This window comes from Gammaproteobacteria bacterium (genome assembly GCA_011682695.1).
Lineage (GTDB): Bacteria > Actinomycetota > Acidimicrobiia > Spongiisociales > UBA4744 > BMS3Bbin01.
Window position 1 is genome coordinate 1 of record JAACED010000043.1, and the last position, 16,861, is coordinate 16,861.

The 16,861-nt window shown below is 63.1% G+C and carries 16 protein-coding genes, 2 tRNA genes and 1 pseudogene; 11 read left to right on the forward strand and 8 right to left on the reverse strand.

Features of this window, described 5'->3' with window-relative positions; all coding sequences use genetic code 11:
• Positions 1-105: 105 nt before the first annotated feature.
• Positions 106-297, reverse strand: a complete 192-nt coding sequence (locus GWP04_09040; protein NIA25700.1) for a hypothetical protein — start codon at positions 295-297, stop codon at positions 106-108.
• 861 nt (positions 298-1,158) lie between these two features.
• On the opposite strand from GWP04_09040, the gene GWP04_09045 reads away from it, so the two are divergent.
• The 5 genes from GWP04_09045 to GWP04_09065 all read left to right on the forward strand — a co-directional run bounded on the left by GWP04_09045 (position 1,159) and on the right by GWP04_09065 (position 5,478).
• Positions 1,159-1,231: transfer RNA gene (locus GWP04_09045), tRNA-Arg, on the forward strand.
• Positions 1,232-1,243: 12 nt separating this feature from the next.
• Positions 1,244-1,879 carry a DUF998 domain-containing protein gene (locus tag GWP04_09050; protein NIA25701.1) on the forward strand — a complete coding sequence of 212 codons (636 nt, stop codon included), beginning with the start codon at positions 1,244-1,246 and terminating at the stop codon, positions 1,877-1,879.
• Between the two features lie 23 nt (positions 1,880-1,902).
• Complete coding sequence (locus GWP04_09055; protein NIA25702.1) at positions 1,903-3,132, forward strand: FAD-dependent oxidoreductase; 1,230 nt, start codon at positions 1,903-1,905, stop codon at positions 3,130-3,132.
• The gene (locus GWP04_09060; protein NIA25703.1) at positions 3,132-4,028 is read left to right on the forward strand and encodes an NAD(P)-binding domain-containing protein; all 897 of its coding nucleotides are present in this window, start codon (positions 3,132-3,134) and stop codon (positions 4,026-4,028) included. Before GWP04_09055 ends, GWP04_09060 begins: the two co-directional genes overlap by 1 nt.
• A 22-nt stretch (positions 4,029-4,050) precedes the next feature.
• On the forward strand, positions 4,051-5,478 hold the full coding sequence (locus GWP04_09065; GenBank protein ID NIA25704.1) for a wax ester/triacylglycerol synthase family O-acyltransferase: 1,428 nt from the start codon (positions 4,051-4,053) through the stop codon (positions 5,476-5,478).
• A 545-nt stretch (positions 5,479-6,023) separates the two neighbouring features.
• Here the strand turns inward: GWP04_09065 and GWP04_09070 are convergent.
• Positions 6,024-6,992: a hypothetical protein gene (locus GWP04_09070; protein NIA25705.1), complete on the reverse strand. Its 969-nt coding sequence runs from the start codon at positions 6,990-6,992 to the stop codon at positions 6,024-6,026.
• Positions 6,993-7,005: 13 nt separating this feature from the next.
• Entirely contained in the window at positions 7,006-7,716 is a 711-nt protein-coding gene (locus GWP04_09075) for an alanyl-tRNA editing protein (protein NIA25706.1), read from the reverse strand.
• A 168-nt stretch (positions 7,717-7,884) separates the two neighbouring features.
• Here GWP04_09075 and GWP04_09080 point away from each other — a divergent pair, with 168 nt between their 5' ends.
• From GWP04_09080 to GWP04_09100, 5 genes are all read left to right on the forward strand, one after another.
• Positions 7,885-9,165 carry an ABC transporter substrate-binding protein gene (locus tag GWP04_09080; GenBank protein NIA25707.1) on the forward strand — a complete coding sequence of 427 codons (1,281 nt, stop codon included), beginning with the start codon at positions 7,885-7,887 and terminating at the stop codon, positions 9,163-9,165.
• 75 nt (positions 9,166-9,240) lie between these two features.
• The gene (locus GWP04_09085; GenBank protein ID NIA25708.1) at positions 9,241-10,329 is read left to right on the forward strand and encodes a branched-chain amino acid ABC transporter permease; all 1,089 of its coding nucleotides are present in this window, start codon (positions 9,241-9,243) and stop codon (positions 10,327-10,329) included.
• Positions 10,304-12,043 (forward strand): leucine/isoleucine/valine transporter permease subunit, encoded by a 1,740-nt coding sequence (locus GWP04_09090; protein ID NIA25709.1) that lies wholly within the window; start codon positions 10,304-10,306, stop codon positions 12,041-12,043. The genes GWP04_09085 and GWP04_09090 overlap by 26 nt, the downstream gene beginning before the upstream one ends.
• Positions 12,040-12,828, forward strand: coding sequence for an ATP-binding cassette domain-containing protein (locus GWP04_09095; protein ID NIA25710.1), 789 nt, complete (start codon positions 12,040-12,042; stop codon positions 12,826-12,828). Before GWP04_09090 ends, GWP04_09095 begins: the two co-directional genes overlap by 4 nt.
• Positions 12,825-13,547: an ATP-binding cassette domain-containing protein gene (locus GWP04_09100; GenBank protein ID NIA25711.1), complete on the forward strand. Its 723-nt coding sequence runs from the start codon at positions 12,825-12,827 to the stop codon at positions 13,545-13,547. The genes GWP04_09095 and GWP04_09100 overlap by 4 nt, the downstream gene beginning before the upstream one ends.
• 128 nt (positions 13,548-13,675) lie before the next feature.
• Here the strand turns inward: GWP04_09100 and GWP04_09105 are convergent, their stop codons facing one another.
• The 3 genes from GWP04_09105 to GWP04_09115 are packed head-to-tail and all read right to left on the reverse strand — an operon-like array spanning position 13,676 to position 16,056.
• A complete protein-coding gene (locus GWP04_09105; GenBank protein NIA25712.1) occupies positions 13,676-14,908 on the reverse strand; it encodes an AI-2E family transporter in 1,233 nt (410 codons plus the stop codon).
• Between the two features lie 12 nt (positions 14,909-14,920).
• On the reverse strand, positions 14,921-15,805 hold the full coding sequence (locus GWP04_09110) for a hypothetical protein (protein NIA25713.1): 885 nt from the start codon (positions 15,803-15,805) through the stop codon (positions 14,921-14,923).
• Positions 15,802-16,056 carry a hypothetical protein gene (locus GWP04_09115; GenBank protein ID NIA25714.1) on the reverse strand — a complete coding sequence of 85 codons (255 nt, stop codon included), beginning with the start codon at positions 16,054-16,056 and terminating at the stop codon, positions 15,802-15,804. Before GWP04_09115 ends, GWP04_09110 begins: the two co-directional genes overlap by 4 nt.
• A gap of 39 nt (positions 16,057-16,095) precedes the next feature.
• Here GWP04_09115 and GWP04_09120 point away from each other — a divergent pair.
• Positions 16,096-16,182, forward strand: a pseudogene (locus tag GWP04_09120) (dinitrogenase iron-molybdenum cofactor biosynthesis protein).
• 173 nt (positions 16,183-16,355) lie between these two features.
• Here GWP04_09120 and GWP04_09125 read toward each other — a convergent pair.
• Together GWP04_09125 and GWP04_09130 are read right to left on the reverse strand one after the other, a co-directional pair.
• Positions 16,356-16,604 (reverse strand): DUF3263 domain-containing protein, encoded by a 249-nt coding sequence (locus GWP04_09125; protein ID NIA25715.1) that lies wholly within the window; start codon positions 16,602-16,604, stop codon positions 16,356-16,358.
• Positions 16,605-16,661: 57 nt separating this feature from the next.
• Positions 16,662-16,734: transfer RNA gene (locus GWP04_09130), tRNA-Thr, on the reverse strand.
• Between the last annotated feature and the right edge of the window lie 127 nt (positions 16,735-16,861).

Genomic DNA, 16,861 nt, shown 5'->3' on the forward strand with positions numbered 1-16,861 from the left:
GCGTTCTCCGCCTCAACGCACCTGCAGGTGCGCCTTCGTTGTGCGGCCTTGCGACCAGACGCCCCTGCCTCGGCATCGACACCCCGAACGTTACCGGCCAAGGCACTAGCTCTTCGACTGCCGGAATACCACCAGGCCACCAAAGGTGGCACCCAAGGCACCGACTACCACACCGGCGATCTGACGAACACCAAAAGCGTCACCACCGCCGAGGCCGATCACGTCGGCCAGGGCCGAGATGACGATGAGTGCGACGCCCAGTACCGCCACGACGATTCCGAAGGTCTTTCGAGACATGGCGATCTCCCCTCTGCTGCGCTTCAGTCTAGAGAACCATCCAACCGAGAGTGCCCTTGCGCGTCTGACCCCTCGGTCGATCGCTAGTTTTGCCCACTCCGGAAGGCCGAAAACCGAGGAGTGGGGCCCGACCAGCCCGAATGTCTCGCAGGGACGGGCCGTGCTGTCGCCTGGGTGCATCCGCGACACCTAACTCACGATCCTTGAAGTCTCCGCGGATCTCGACGAGATCCTCGCACGCGACGGTGTCGACAAGTCTGTCAGAGCGGGCGCCTTCGACTCCTCCAAAGACAGCTGGATCCGCCCATCCAAGACAAACGCCATCGCCGGGGACGCAACCACACTGCGCCCGCTCGCCGGCAAAGACACCAAGAGAGCCGATCCGAACGCCAACTGGTATTACCACGGAGGAGGTAACTGCGACGAAGAAACCGATCGCTACAGCCGGGCCGAGAACCTGCGCGCTCTCGACGAGAACACCCTCACCGAGATCGGCATCGGCATCGGCGGCTACCACAGCACCACAGAGAACGTCAACAGCCAACTCAAATCGCCCCTCCCCGACAAGCGGGCCCACAGCAAAGGCGCCGACCGCCAACACATCGACCTACTTGGGTGGGCGTTCCAACGTAGCGCCGAAGCCCTCTGGCGACACCGCGAACTCCACGGCATACCGCCCGGCCAGACAGCCTGACCCGTCGCAACCTCCCAAACCCCCAAGCCGAGCGGATCTACCGAGCCCCGAAACGCGCCGACCACGATCCCAAGCGCCGCTCACCCCGATTCCGACCCCACAGCGGCCGACACCACTGCCGATATCACACCCCCACCGACTTTTCTCTACCCTTTTCCCCGTGTCCCGCCCGCGTAGCTCAGGGGATAGAGCAACTGCCTCCTAAGCAGTAGGCCGCAGGTTCGAATCCTGCCGCGGGCGCTCATGCGTCGGATGCCATCGACTCGGCTCGAGCTGATCGGTGGGGTGCTGGCCCCGCCGATCGTCGTACTCGCATTTCTCATCGGACTCGCCCAGCATCCGGAACTCGATCCCACCACCGACACGATCTCCAAGTTGAGCGCTCAGGGCATCTCCGACCCATGGGCGATGTCGACCGGATTCGCGATCTACGGCCTGCTCATCATTGGTTTCGCCCATGGGTTGCGGTCGGTCACGAACCGCCGCCATGACCCCGCGTGCATCGCGCTCGCCGCCCACGGCACTCTGATGATCTGCACGGCGATCTTTCGCGACGACGTCGTCGAGTGGGGATGGACGACGTTCGTCGGGGCGCTGCACGACATCACAGGGGGGATGGCGTTCACTGCCCTGCTGTTCGCGATGGTACTCACCGCTTGGGCCACCACCCCCGAGCAGGCCAGACGGCGACGGTTCGGCTTTGCCTACGCGGGACTGTTCCTGGCGACCGGTCTCGGATTCCTCGCGACACCTCACTGGTATCCGGGGTATTCGGAACGTGCCTTCGTTGTCGTGGGTATCGTCTGGGTGCAATGGGTCACGGCCTCGACACTGGTGCACTCAAAACGCCAGGACCCGCATGCCCACAGGAGAAAGTCGATACAGTAGAGAGCCCGACACGGGAGGAATCAGTGCAGACAGCGGACATTGTGGTGATCGGCGCCGGCATCATCGGGTCCTCGATCGCGTATCAGCTCGCTCGCCGCACGTCCGACCGCATCGTCGTTCTCGACAAGGGCGCCGGGCCGTCGGAAGGGTCGACCGGCGCATCGTCGGCCATCATCAGGACTCTCTACTCCCAACCGAACATGGTGCGGCTCGCCCTGGATGGCCAGCGCGCCTACCGAAACTGGTCCGACTTCACACAGCTCTCAGAACCGATGAACCGATTCGAGCATACCGGCGTCCTCTGGATACTGGACTTCACGACCATCGAGGCGGAGCACACTGCCGACCACCTCCGATCACAGGGTGTGCGGGTGTCGATCCTCGACGCGAATGGAGTTCGGGAGCGGTTTCCCGCCCTGTCGACGTGTGACGAACCCTTCGACCTGACCGGTGCCACGCCGCATGAATGTAGCGACCTCGAAGCTGCACTGTTCGAAGCGGACGGCGGCTACGCAAACCCGACCGAGGCGAATCAAGATCTGATCACCGCGGCGAGACGAGAGGGCGCCGAAGTCCGATTCCGATCTCCCGTCACCGGCGTGCGCACCGGCGGCGGACGTGTCACGGGGGTCGCGCTGGCCGATGGAACCGCCATCGATGCTCCCCTCGTCGTCAACGCGGCCGGTCCTTGGTGCAACCGGCTCAATGCTTTGGCCGGCGTCGACATGCCCTGGTCGCTCACACCAACCCGCGTCCAGGTCGTGTACCGGACAATGACCGACGAGGTGCACGGACCCATCCCCGTGACGGTGGACCACGGCATCTACTTGCGGCCTGAGTCCCGCGGCCGGCGGGTACTCTTCGGTTCCGTGCTGGCCGATGACGAAAGAGAACACGTCGACCCCGACAACTACCTCACCAGCGCCGACGCGGCTTTCAAGGACACCAAGATCCATGCCCTCCATCACCGCATTCCGGTGCTCCCCTACAAAGGAACGCTCACCGGCATCGCCGGCCTCTACACGGTCAACCAGCAGGACGTCCACCCTGTCCTCGGTTCTACCGAGCTCGAAGGGTGGTTCGTCACCAACGGATTCAGTGGGCACGGGTTCAAGCTCGCGCCGATGATCGGGTCGATGATCGCCCAGGAGATAACCGGCGAACGGGCCTCGTACGACACCGACGTCCCGATCTCGTTCCTCGGCGTCAACCGGGATCCCCTCGCCGTCGACAACAGGAGTGTGCTCGCCTGATGCGGTATCTCGGACCTGACGACTTGAGAGAAGCACTTCCGATGAGCGCGGCGATCGACGCGATGCGCGAGGCGTTTCGAGGTGACCGAGAAACGCCTCAGCGAGTTCTGCTCGGTTCATCGTTGTTCATGGCGGGGAAACTGGGAGACCACACCGGAATCAAGGTGGTATCGATCACCCCCGGCGACCCGGCGGGAATCGTCGTGGTATTCGACCGGCAAGGACATCCGATCGGCCTCGTCGACGGGCCAACCCTCACTGCGATCCGGACCGGCGCGGCAGCCGGTCTCGCCACACGCCTGCTCGCGAAGCCCGACGCCTCCACACTTGCGATGCTCGGCACTGGCGCGATGGCTCGAGATCTGATCGAAGCGGTCATCGCCGTGCGACCGATCACAAAGATTCTCATCTGGTCCAGAAGCCGAGACAAGGCCGAGCGCCTGGCCAGACAGGTCGGCGGCGAAGCCGTCCAGGACACGAACGAGGCGGTCGGCCTCGCGGACGTCGTCACCACCGCGACGCCGGCGCACGTTCCCCTGTTCCGTGATTCGTCACTGTCGGAGACCGTGCACATCAACGCGATCGGCGCCTTCACCCCGGAGATGGTCGAGATACCCGCGAAGACGGTCGAGAGGGCGTTCGTCGCCGTCGACGACATCGCAGCAGCAGCGGAAGAAGCCGGTGACCTCATCCAGGCACGACGCTCACCCGACGCAACGATCGGAGACCTGCTGACGCACACGGTCAAAGCGAGCTCACCGGTCACGCTCTTCAAGTCCGTCGGGGTCGCGAGCCAAGACATTGCCGCGGCGACTCGGGCTCTGGCCACCGCTGCCCGTGAAGGACTGGGCACGCTCCTCGAATCACGAACAACCCATCATCGGGTCGTGCCGTAGAATCGTCCCGGAAGGAGCACCGATGACGGAACGCACCTATGACCGGCTCTCCTTTCTCGACGCCTCCTTCCTGGCGCTCGAATCCTCCACCGCCCACATGCACGTCGCAGGTGTGGCGCAGTTCGAAGAAGGGACGCTGAAAAGGCCGGACGGCGGCATCGACATCGAACGCATCCGCTCGTTCATTGGATCTCGACTCCACTACGTGCCGCGCTACCGGCAGCATCTCGCGTGGATCCCGATCGAGAAGAACCCGGTCTGGGTCGACGACCACCACTTCAACCTCCACTATCACGTCCGCCACATCAGCCTTCCGAAGCCGGGAACCGACACGCAGCTCAAAGAACTGTTCGCCCAGATCCTCGGAAGCCAACTCGACCGAACGAAGCCCCTGTGGCAGATGTGGATCGTCGAAGGATGCGAGGAGGACCGCTTCGGTCTGATCTTCAAGATCCACCACTGCATGCTCGACGGCATCTCGGGTGTGGACCTGATGGGTGTCCTTCTCGGCTTTGCCCCCACGACAGAGATCGAGCAGACACCCGAATACACGCCACGGCCTGTGCCGCGGGGAACACAGCTCCTCGTCGACGAGACGATCCGCCGACTGGCACGTGCTGCAAAGATCGCAGTCAGTGTCCCCCGCATGCTCGAACAGGGACGTTCGCTTGCGACCGAAGTCGGCCGGAAGGCCAACGCCGTGGCACATTCGCTCACCTCGGGCTGGCTCTCGGCCGCGTCCCGCACCCCCATCAACGAGCCGATCGGCCCAAACCGACGGTTTGACTGGCTGACCCTGCCTCTCGACGACTTCAAAGAAGTCAAGAACCTCCTCGGCGGCACCGTCAATGATGTCGTACTCGCCGTCGCAACGGGAGCCATCCGCAGTTTTCTGATCAACGAGCGAGCCTTCGACGTCACCGGAGTCGAGTTCCGCGCCATGGTCCCGGTCAGTGTCCGCCCGCAGGATCAACGAGGAGCCCTGGGGAACCAGGTCGCGATGTGGCTCATCGAGCTGCCACTGGAGGAGCGCGATCCGTTGCGGCGGTTTGCGCTCATCAAGGAGCACACCGACACCCTCAAGAACACCAACCAGGCGCTCGGCGCCTCGACGATCATCCAGCTCAGTTCGGGGACACCGATGACACTGATGCAACGCGCCGCACGGCTCGCCACCGGCATGCGCCCGTTCAACATGACGATCACGAACGTGCCTGGACCGCAGTTCCCGATGTACCTGCTCGACTCCAAGCTGATCGTGCAGTACCCCGCCGTCCCCTTGTGGGCGGGGCACGATATCGGCATCGCCCTGTTCAGCTACGACGGCGAGATTGCATGGGGACTCCACGCGGATTGGGATACTGTTCCCGATCTCGACGCCCTCACCGAAGCGGTCCGGCACTCCGCCGAGGAACTGCTCGAAGCGGCCAGTGGTGTGTCGCAGGGTTAGCGCCCGCGTATCTCAGAGGACTCGGCATCATCTGGCAAGGACGCACAACGAAGGCGCATCGGCAGATGCGTCAAGGCGGAGGACGCCGCCAGGGGTGTCGAGGGCCGGAGAGAGATGGGGTGATTACTTCTGCGACACACCACCAGATCACAGGGCTGATCTCGGACCATTCCACGTGCCGTTCGCGTTCTCTCGCATTTCGCGTTTCGTATTCCGTATTCCGTATTTCGTATCGCGCCAAGCACAGAGACAAGACCGCGGGGCGGGCGTGGCGGCTCAGGCGCTCGGCTGCAGAACTCATTGAAGCGACTCGATCACGGCGCCAAGACCCCCTCCGTCCCTGGCGGGACACCTCCCCCAACGCTCGGCAAAGCCCTCGCTGGGGGAGGAAACGGTCGGCCCGTCTCTCCCCCCAGGGAGCGAACCGACCCGTCTCTCCCCCCAGGGAGCGAAGCGACCGCTGGGGGGAGTACGGCGAAGCCGGGAGGGGGGCCTGTCTCTCCCCCAACGCTCGGCAAAGCCCTCGCTGGGGGAGGAAACGGGAATCACCCCTGGAACACTTGAACGACCATCAGTCCGAGCGGTCCTGCGACCACACCGATACCGACCCGGGTGAACTCGGGACGCAGGATGTTCTCGCGATGCCCCGGGCTGGCCATCAGGCCGTCGTGCACGATCTGGGGGGTCGCGGCCAATGCGAGGTTCTCCCCGAGGATTCGATACGGAATCCCGGCTTTCTTCACTCGGTCGGCAACGTTGCCGCTCACCGGCGACTCGTGGCTGAAGAACCCACCGAGATACATCTCGGTGGCGTACGCCTGCCCAACGTCGGCGAGCGCCGCGGACCATGCCAACGGATCGAGTCCCTCCTCGACACGGGAACGGTTGAGGAGATCGAAGATCTCCGTTGCCGCCTCGTCGTCAATCGTGAGATCGTCCGCAGCCGCGGCCGGAAGCTCGAGCGTCTCGCCTTCCTGAAGAATGACCTCACTGCCTCCAACGAGATCTTCCAGGTTCAGCAGCGCCTCGAGCACGCGGTCCCCTGCGATCGATTGGAAGACCGCTTGTGCCGGCGAATCCGGGTCGGTCAGATAGCCGGCCACCTTGGAGTTGTCGAGCTGGTCTCCTATCGACGGCGGCAGCGGAAGGACGGCCATCAAGGTCAAGATCAGAACGGCAAGGAACAGCGCCCACGTGAGCGCCAGCAGTGCCCCGAGGAGTCGATTCGACAGTGCCAGGCCGGGAAGGGAGAAGATCCGCTGGAGGAAATGGGCGCCGACACTTGCCACGATCCCCACGGCGAGGAAGATCACGAAGCCACCGATGAGCCGCGACACCCCGTCGGACGTTCCCGCCCAGTTGTGCACGAATTGGCCGGCGGGGCCGCTGAGTCGGAATGCGAGAGCGAGTCCCACGATCAGACCGATGAGATCCATCAGCTCGCGCGCAAAGCCACGCAACCAGCCCCTGACGAAGAGGCCGGCGAAGTACAGGCCGAGGATGAAGTCGATCATCTCCGCGAGCCCATCACTGGTCCAGCTCGATGCGCATCCGCTTGTTCCCTCTTCCCTTGGACTGCGTCTTGACGACCCGGACCCTGCCGACCTCGGCCGTCGAACGCACGTGAGTTCCTCCGTCGGCCTGTTTGTCGAGGCCTTCGATCTCGATCACCCGGATCGGATCGATCGACGGCGGCAAGAGGTTGACCTTGGTCCGGATCAGGTCCGGGTCTGCGAGAGCCTCGTCCCGAGGCAGGAACAGCACGCGGATCGGACGGTCGGCAGCAAGCTCCGCGTTGAGCCGCTCCTCGACTCGTTGGCCGAACTCCACCGAGATCGAGTCCAGCTCGAAATCCATCCGGGCGGCACCGGGCTCCATGTTGCCGCCCGTGACCTTGGCGTCGAAGTCCCGCCAGATGATCGCAGAGAGCGCATGCAGAGCCGTATGGGTGCGCATCAGAAGATGGCGGCGGTCCCAGTCGATTTCTGCAGTCACGGTCGTTCCGACCGCCGGTGGCTCCCCATCGACGATGTGGACCGGCACGCCGGACGAGCGGATCGTATCCGTGACGCCGACACTGCCTCCATCCCATCGCAACTTCCCGGTGTCCCCGGGCTGGCCTCCTCCGCGCGGATAGAAGACTGTTCTGTCCAGCACAACCCCTTTGTCGGTGACCTCGGAAACGTCCGCAACAATCTGTTTTGCATAGGCGTCCCTGGCTGCGATCTCCTCTGTCACCGTTTCTCCTTCCGTCAGGCATGAGCGTACAAGGTGCCTGCGACGGCAAAGCGCCGAAGTTACCCGACGCGAACGAACGAATGTGCCTACACTCCACGACCAGCTTGGTTCCGGCCAGGCTGAAAGAACCGTGTTGTCGCTCAAAGCGGCAGCAAAGGGAGGAAACAAATGAAGAGAACACGTTTCGGAAAGTTCATTCTCGTAATCGCCGTGTTCGCGATGGTTGCCGCAGCATGTGCAGGCGGCGGAGCCACTGCACCGGACGAATGCACCAGCGACCCATTCGGCTGCGTGACCGTTGACAAGGGGGCCCCGATCACGGTCGGCACCCTGCTCGTCATCTCGGGCCCGAACGCAGCGCTTGGTCAGGACAGCCAGAACGGCGTCGTCCTGGCAGCGGACTACCTGGACGGCACGTTCGACGGCAAGACAGGCCAGATCGACGGCCATGACATCGCCTTCGTCCATCAGGACGACGGATGCTCCGCAGAAGGTGGACAGGCCGGCGCTCAGGCGCTCGCCTCGAACCCGGAAATCGTTGGCGTCATCGGCACGAGCTGCTCGAGCGCCGCACTGGGCGTGGCCGACACCATCCTGTCCGACAAGGGTGTCGCTTTGATCTCACCGTCGAACACGGGACCGGCTCTGACCGATCCGGCCCAGCATCAGCCGTTCTATCTGCGGACAGCGCACAACGACAAGCTGCAGGGCGCGGCGGTCGCTCACTTCGCGTACAACGAACTGGGTGCTCGCTCCGCGGCAACGATCCATGACGGCAGCCCATACGCAGACGGCCTCCAGGCCGTGTTCGCAGCCGAGTTCGAGAAGATGGGTGGAACGATCACCAAGCAAGAAGCCATCCAGGTTGGTGAGACCGACTTCACGTCGGTGCTGACTGCGATCGGTGCCGGAACCCCTGATGTCCTCTACTACCCGATCTTCGCGGCAGAGGGTGGACTCATCACCCAGCAGGCGAAGCAGACGGACGGTCTCGAGAACACGATTCTGATCGGCTCCGACGGCATGATGTCGACCGACTTCCTGAACGCTGCCGGTTCTGCCGCTGAGGGCATGTACCTCTCCGGCCCGGACCTGACGGCATTCGGTGGAGACCAGAGCTTCTATCAGAACCAGTTCCTGCCGGCGTACAAGGCACAGTTCGGTGGAGACCCCGCCGCTGCATTCCACGCGCACTCGTACGACGCCGCGAACATGCTCTTCGCCGCCATCGGGAAGGTGGCGATCGACGAGAACGGCACCCTGTACATCCCGCGGACGGCGCTGAAAGACGCCCTGTTCGCAACCAAGGGGATGCAGGGCATCACCGGAACGTTGAACTGCAACTCCACGGGCGACTGCCAGAGCACCGCGACGATTGCCGTGGTAACCGTCAAGGACGGCAAGATGACAGCACCCGTCTACAGCGAGAAAGCCTCTCTGGAAGGCTGACCGAACCGGTTCGTTCGTGGGAGGGGGGTTCAGCCCCCTCCCACGAACCTCCTACGCCGACCTTAGGATCTCTCAATGGCTGCACCCCGCAAGGTCACGGCTGCACCCCGCCGACTCCCGTTCGAGCGGCTGCCTGTGCGCCGAATCATTCTCATTGCGCTCAGTCTCGCCATCATCTACGGAGTGGTGAGCGGAAGCGCCGCAACCCTGCGAACGGGCGTCTTCGACGGTGCCGCCTGGCGGGCCCTCGTCATCAACGGGCTCGCCCGGGGCAGCGTCTACGCGCTCATCGCCATCGGATACACCCTCGTCTACGGCGTGCTGTTCATGATCAACTTCGCCCACGGCGAGGTGTTCACCTCCGGCACGTACACCGCCTTCTTCGTTGCGGTGGGCCTCGCGAACAGCGGGTTCCTCAACACTCATCCACTGCTCTCGATCACCTTGCTGGTCATCGTCTCGATGACCGTGTCCATGATCGTTGCGATCGTGCTGGAACGAATCGCCTACCGTCCGTTGCGCGGCGCCCCACGTCTCGTCCCGCTCATCACGGCCATCGGTGCGTCCTTGTTCCTGCAATACACGATGCGCGGATTCTTCGGAGCCAACGTGCGCTCGTACCCCGAGATCGACATCATCCAGGGCAAATGGGCCATCTTGGGTATCGAGATCCTGAGGAAGCAGGCGATCGTGATCATCGCCGCCCTCGTCCTGTGGATCATCCTGTATTTCGTCGTGGCAAAGACTCGCACCGGGCGTTCGATGCGAGCCGTCGGCGAAGACCGCGAGATCGCAGCGCTGATGGGCATCGACGTCGACCGAACCATCGTTGCCACCTTCGCGATCGGCGGGGCGCTCGCCGGCGCAGCAGGCATCCTCTACGTCTTCGTGTTCAACCAGGTCATCTTCATGATGGGGTTCATCCCCGGCCTCAAGGCATTCACCGCCGCCGTCTTGGGTGGCATTGGCAGTATCACAGGAGCCGCCGTGGGCGGGTTGATACTCGGCATCCTCGAGGCGGTCGGTCCGAACCTCTTCCTCACCGGCGCAAACGTCCCTTCACCAAACCAGCTCCAGCCGGTCGTGGCATTCGGAATCCTGGTCCTTGTCCTCATCTTCCTGCCCGGAGGATTCTTCGGTGCAGCAGGCGACGAGAGGGCGTGAAATGATCTTTCGCAAGAAGCTGAAGACAGGCTTGATCGGTGGCTCGATCGTCCTCTACCTCGCACTCATCGGAATGCTCGAATCCTTCGAAGACCGTTTCGTCATCACCGGCGTGGTCGGCCTCGGGACGACCCTCGTCTTCCTGACCTTCATCGCAACCGGCTACCTGGCCTCCAAGCCGACGGAAGACGATCTGCCGCCGGTCCAATCGGGTCTCACCGCGGGAGCTATCGCCGGCGCGTTCACGGCGGTGTTCGTGCTGATCTTCGAGACCTTCATCGCAACCGGGATACCGATACGAAACATGTTCGTCTCCGTAACCCCCCAACTGCTCGACATGCTCGAATTCGGCGGAGGAATCGTCGTTGGGCCCATCGTCCTGATCCTCGTCGGTGGACTACTCGGCGCCGCGGCAGCAGCGTTGCGCACACTCCCCGACGAAATCAGGGGGGCAATCACCTATGGCCTGTCGATGGCTCTGGGCATCAGCCTGGCCGAGCCTCTTCTCAGGGGCATCATCGAAGGCCTGTCGATCCCATCGGGGTGGCTGTACAGCCAGGGCGGGCTCACCGTCATCGGCGCCATCATCACGATCGGCATTTCCGGGTACGGGCGCTGGGAGTGGCTACGACGCAGAGATGAGATCGCGGAAACTCGGGCCCACATGCCCGAAGGCCGAAAACGCACCTACCAGCGGATCACGCTGATCGCCGTGGTCGCCGCTCTCGTCGCACTCCCCTGGATCGTTGGTCCGTTCATCAGCGACGTCCTGGGCACCGTCGGCCTGTACGTCCTGCTGGGCCTCGGCCTGAACATCGTCGTCGGCTATGCGGGCCTCCTGGACCTCGGCTACGTCGCCTTCTTCGCCGTCGGCGCCTACGCCACCGGCGTGTTGACCTCCACGGCCTCGTTCCTGGTGACCACCCAAGGCGGCGGCTTCGCGTCGCATGGATTCATGAACTTCTGGATCGCCCTCCCGATCGTCGTGTTGATCGCGGTGATCATCGGCGCACTCATCGGCGCGCCGGTGCTGCGGTTGCGCGGCGACTACCTGGCGATCGTCACGCTCGGTTTCGGCGAGATCATCCGGACTCTGGTCCTTTCGGACTGGCTGGCCCCCTACCTCGGAGGGGCACAAGGGCTCCTTCGTGTGCCCCCTGCGCCCCCGGCGTCGTGGGATCTTCGCAACCCACAGAACCTCTACTACCTGATCATGGCCTTCGGGATCGTCGCCGCCTACGTCGCCTATCGATTGAGAGACTCACGCGTCGGACGCGCATGGGCTGCGATGCGTGAGGACGAATCGGTCGCCGAGGCGATGGGGGTCAGCGTGATCCGCTACAAGCTGCTGGCCTTTGCGATCGGCGCCGGCGTCGGCAGCCTCGGAGGGGTCTTCTTTGCTATCAAGATCGGCTCGATCTTCCCCAACAGTTTCAGCCTGCTGGTCTCCATCAACGTGCTCTCGGTCATCATCCTCGGGGGAATCGGCAGCATTCCCGGTGTTGTCGTCGGAGCGTTCGTCCTCGTCGGTCTTCCGGAATTCCTGCGAGAGTTCGGTGAGTTTCGCCTGCTGATCTACGGTGCGATCCTGGTCGGCATCATGGTCCTCCGCCCTGAAGGGCTCATCCCGAACAAGCGGAGAGAACGCGAGCTCCACGTCGCCGAGGAGACAGAGTATCTCGCGAAACTCGTGACGGGCGAGGAGGCCCCATGAGCCACCTTCTCGAGCTCAAGGGCGTCTCCAAGCGCTTCGGCGGCGTCCAGGCCGTCGTCAACATGGATCTGCACGCCGACCTCGGAGAGATCCTCGGCGTCATCGGCCCCAACGGCGCCGGAAAGACCACGTTGTTCAACATCGTCACGGGCTTCTACCGGCCCGACTCTGGAAAGATCCGCTTCGACGGGCACAACGTCGTCGGCTTCAAACCCAACCAGGTTGCCCGCATCGGCATCGCCCGCACCTTTCAGGCCGTCCGCCTGTTCGCGAACATGACGGTCATCGAAAACGCCATGGTCGGCCAGCACACGAGAACCAAGTCGGGAGTCTTCGGAGCGATCCTGAACACCAAGAGGACGATCAGAGAGGAACAGCGGATCACCGACAACGCACGCCAGGCTCTCGGCTTCTTCGGTGACCGCCTCACACCGCGGCTGAATCAACTCGCGTCGGAACTCGCCTACGCAGACCGGAGACGACTGGAGATCGCACGGGCGATGGCCACCGAACCGAAGATGCTCCTGCTCGATGAGCCGGCCGCCGGTATGAACCCTGCCGAGAAAGACGGGCTCATCGATCTGATCGGTCGCCTTCGAGACGAGATGGGGTATGCCATCGTTCTGATCGAGCACGATATGCCGGTGATCAAAGGCGTGTGCGACCGAGTGATCGCTCTCGACTACGGCAAGAAGATCGCCGAAGGGACCTACGAAGAGGTTGCTGCAAATCAGCAGGTCATCGAGGCATACCTCGGAAAGGCCGCATCGGAGGCGCAGACATGACTCAGCCGATTCTCGAGCTGGCTTCGGTGAGTGCGGCCTACGGGCCCGTCCTCGCTCTGACCGATGTGTCCTTGTACGTGAACGAAGGAGAGATCGTCTCACTCCTCGGTTCGAACGCTGCGGGCAAATCCACGACGCTGCGCACGATCTTGGGCATGACCATGGCCCACAAGGGCGAGATCACCTTCGATGGGGAACGCATCGAAACCCTCCGCACCCAGGAGATCGTCGCACGAGGACTCACCATGGTGCCGGAAAACCGCCGCCTGTTCGCCAAGATGTCGGTCCGAGAGAACCTCGAGATCGGAGCCAATCTCCGGACCAACAAGGCCGAGATCAAAGAAGACATCGACCGCGTCCTGGAACTGTTCCCACGTCTGAAAGAACGCATCACTCAAAAGGCCGGCACCCTGTCTGGCGGCGAGCAGCAGATGCTGGCGATCGGGAGGGCCCTCACGGCACGTCCGAAAGTGCTGCTCATGGACGAACCGTCAATGGGTCTCGCTCCGATCCTCGTCGAACAGGTCTTCGAAACGATCAAAGAGATCAATGAGCAGGGCACCACGATTCTCGTCGTCGAGCAGAACGCCCACATCGCGCTGTCGATCGCAGACCGCGGCTACGTGCTTCAAACCGGACGGATCGTCCTCTCCGACACGGCCAAGGCGCTCCTCGACCATCCGGACCTCTCCCAGGCATACCTCGGGGAAATGGACTAACTGCTGATCACGGCCGGTCGTCAGTCGGCGGCCGGCAGCAATGAACCTGCGCCCGCCCCGTGGCCTCACACCACCTCACACAGCGGTACGAAGTACGAGATACGAAGTACGAGATACGAAATGCCGGCTCAGCTGTCTTCGGGATGCACCTGATCCGGTTTGTCGGCTGGTTTGTCGGCTGGTTTGTCGGCCGGCTTGTGAATCGAACCGACACGGCGAAGTCTCTCCATCAGACCCTCCCCGCTCGGAGGAACGTACTCCGGTGCAACCGCCTCGGCAGCCTCTTCCCATGACTCTCCCAACACCCTCGTCCTCCAGAAGTGCCCGGCCACGACTTTGAAGACGGCGGCCACCGGCACCGCGACGAGCAGACCGAAGAACCCACCCAGTGATGCGCCGAGGAGCAGGGCGAGCAGGATGAACACCGGGTGCAGTTGGACTCGCTTTCTGAGGATATTCGGACTGATCACGTGATTGTCGAACTGCTGGACCGCGGCGAACATGACCACCGCCCAGACGGCGGTGACAGCGTCCTTGAACAACAGCGACAGCAACGCAGCCAGGGCGCCGCCGACCCATGGCCCGACGAACGGAATGATGTTCAACAGCCCGGCGGTCATCCCGATCACCAACCAGAAGGGAACCCCGAGAATCCATAGTCCGATGCTCGAGAGAATGCCGACGATCAGCGCCACGAGAAGTTGCCCCCGGACGAAGCCGCCCATGACTCTCCCGACCTGTGTCGACACATGCACGATCTCGGCACGGACCTGCTCCGGCAGCAGATCACGAGTCCGCTCCTTGATCCCCGGAAGGTCCATCAGGATGTAGAACGCGAGGACAGGACCCAGCACGAACACTGCGATGACGTGCATCCCTGTACGCGCAAACGCCCCGGCCTGACCGAGAATCTCCTGGATTCGTTCCGGACTGAAAAAGGAAGCCGCCCAATTCTGGATCGATTGCACGTCAAGGACGTTGACCGTGAAACCGAACCGCTGACCGAGGTCGGTGATGAACGCCCCCACATCGTCGACGATCTGAGGAACCCGGGCAGCGAATTCCTCGAACTGACCCTGAATGATCGGCACGATGAGGAATCCGATCAGCACCATCAGCCCGATGAACAGCAGGTAGGACAGACAGGATCCGACCAAGCGATGGACGTGGTGCTTCTGGAGAAGATCGACGAGTGGTGCCAGCAGATAGATCAGCGCGACGGCGAGCACCAGTGGCGGCCAGACCACCCTGACAGCCTCTGCGAGCCAGATGAGGGCAACAAGGAGAAGAATCGCTCCGACCACGCTCCACGACACGATCCCGGCTCGCTTGACCTGCTCGTATCCTGGGCTTTTCGACATTTGGCCTCCACCTTATCGTTGTTTGATCACCACTCGTGACCCATCGGTTACAGAGATCTCGATAGAGGGACCCTGCCCCGTGGATCGGTAGCCGCCGTTCAACCTTTCCCACCCTCCAGGCACCGTCGCAGTTCCCTTCACCTCGACGAGCACATCGGAAGGAACTTCGACGACCACAGACCCGGACACCACCACGACCATCCCCTCGACCGGAGGCCCCATCAGGACACTCCCACTCCCCGAGAACTCGACCGACCGGACGTCGAGTGATCGAAGATCGACGGCGAAATCCGGTGACGTGAGCGATAGATCCCAGCTCGGCTGCGGTGCAAGCCGAATCGTCCATCCGTTGGTCCGATACCATCGTCCACCGTCTCTCTGATGGACCTCAATGAACATGGTCTCCTCGCCACCTCCGTGCTCCAGCGCTTCCGGAACTCCGAGACGGCCCCCCTCTCTGGCGAGCTTGACCGTGTAGAGAGCACCCTCGCCTGAACCGAGGATCAGCCTCCCGGGAAAATCGACCTTCAACGAAACCGTCGAAGCCGCGTCCGCTGCCGGTCCGGTGAGGTCTGCTGCCGCGGAAGGGAGCCGAGACCATCCGAAGAGATGCAGACTCACCGCCACCCCGAGAACGGTGATGAGGAGCATGGGGAGGATCGCAGCGAGCCGCGAGGTCTCGGGCCGGCGCCATGGACGGAGAGCCGCCGCCACCAGCACTGCCAGAGCCAGCAACGGCCAGAAGGAGACAATGTCGAGAATCACGCTCGGAGCAAGGATCCCACCGACGATGCCCGCAGCGATCGACACGCCGCCGAGGACCACCATCAGCCACGCCCAGAGCGCCCAGAACCCGGTCGGCAGCCCCGCCCCACGATCACCGATGAGCCGATTCACCCCTTGAACGAAGCGCCGATCACCACAAGGATGTCGACGTCCAACAGATCAGGCGCTTCCTCGACAATGGCATCGGGAACGAAGTCGGATGCCAGCACAGCCGCTTCGCGATCGAAGCCGCTGGAGTACCAGACATGCGTCGTGTCCAGTGCCTGCGAGTAGTTGTCGCTTTCCGCCATCTCGTAGCCATGGGTCGCGAGCGTCTCACTGAGCGAAGCAGCCAGTCCGTTGCGATCAGTGGAATTGACCACCTGGACCTGAACCTCCGACGGGTCGCGAACCGCGATCGTCGTCGTGGCCAGGACCGCGGCCGTGGTCGTGGTGGGGGCGGCCGTGGTCGTGGTGGGGGCGGCCGTGGTCGTGGTGGGGGCGGCCGTCGTCGTCACCTCCGCCTGAGCGGCCATGGTGGAACTCGTCGTCGACCCTCCCAGAAGCTTCGGGATCAGCAACACACCGCCGAAGATGACGACTCCCCAGAAGAGGACCTTCAGTGAGAACATGCCGAGTTCCCTGAAGAACCCACCGAGTCCGGGCGCAGCGTGCCGACCCATCAGGTCTTCGCTGTGTCGGCTCGAAGTGATGCTGATCGTGCCCTCGTCGCTTTCATACGCTGGAGACGGCGTATCGTCAGCGGGTCGTAGTCCAAGGCTTCGGGCACATCGATGAGCCGCCGAAGAATCCCGTAATAGGTTCCCGCGCTCACCCCCAGGTATTCGCGAATGGCACGGTCTTTCGGACCGGGCAGCATCCACCATGAACGTTCGAAATCGAGCACCATCTTGTCGCGCTGGGAGAGCATCGCCTACCTCCGGGTGAAAGCGTATCCACCTTCACCCGCGGACCAGCGGATTTCCGGAGCTGGCGGAGGGAATCGAACCCACGACCTGCCGCTTACAAGGCGGCTGCTCTGCCGACTGAGCTACGCCAGCGATCGGCCACCAGGGACCAACTGATGGCTGGGAAGAGAGGATAGACACTCTTCGTCAGCCAGTCGTCAGTCGTCCGCAACCTTCTTCCCCCTCAGGGGGAAGTGCCGAGCGTCAGCGAGGCGATGGG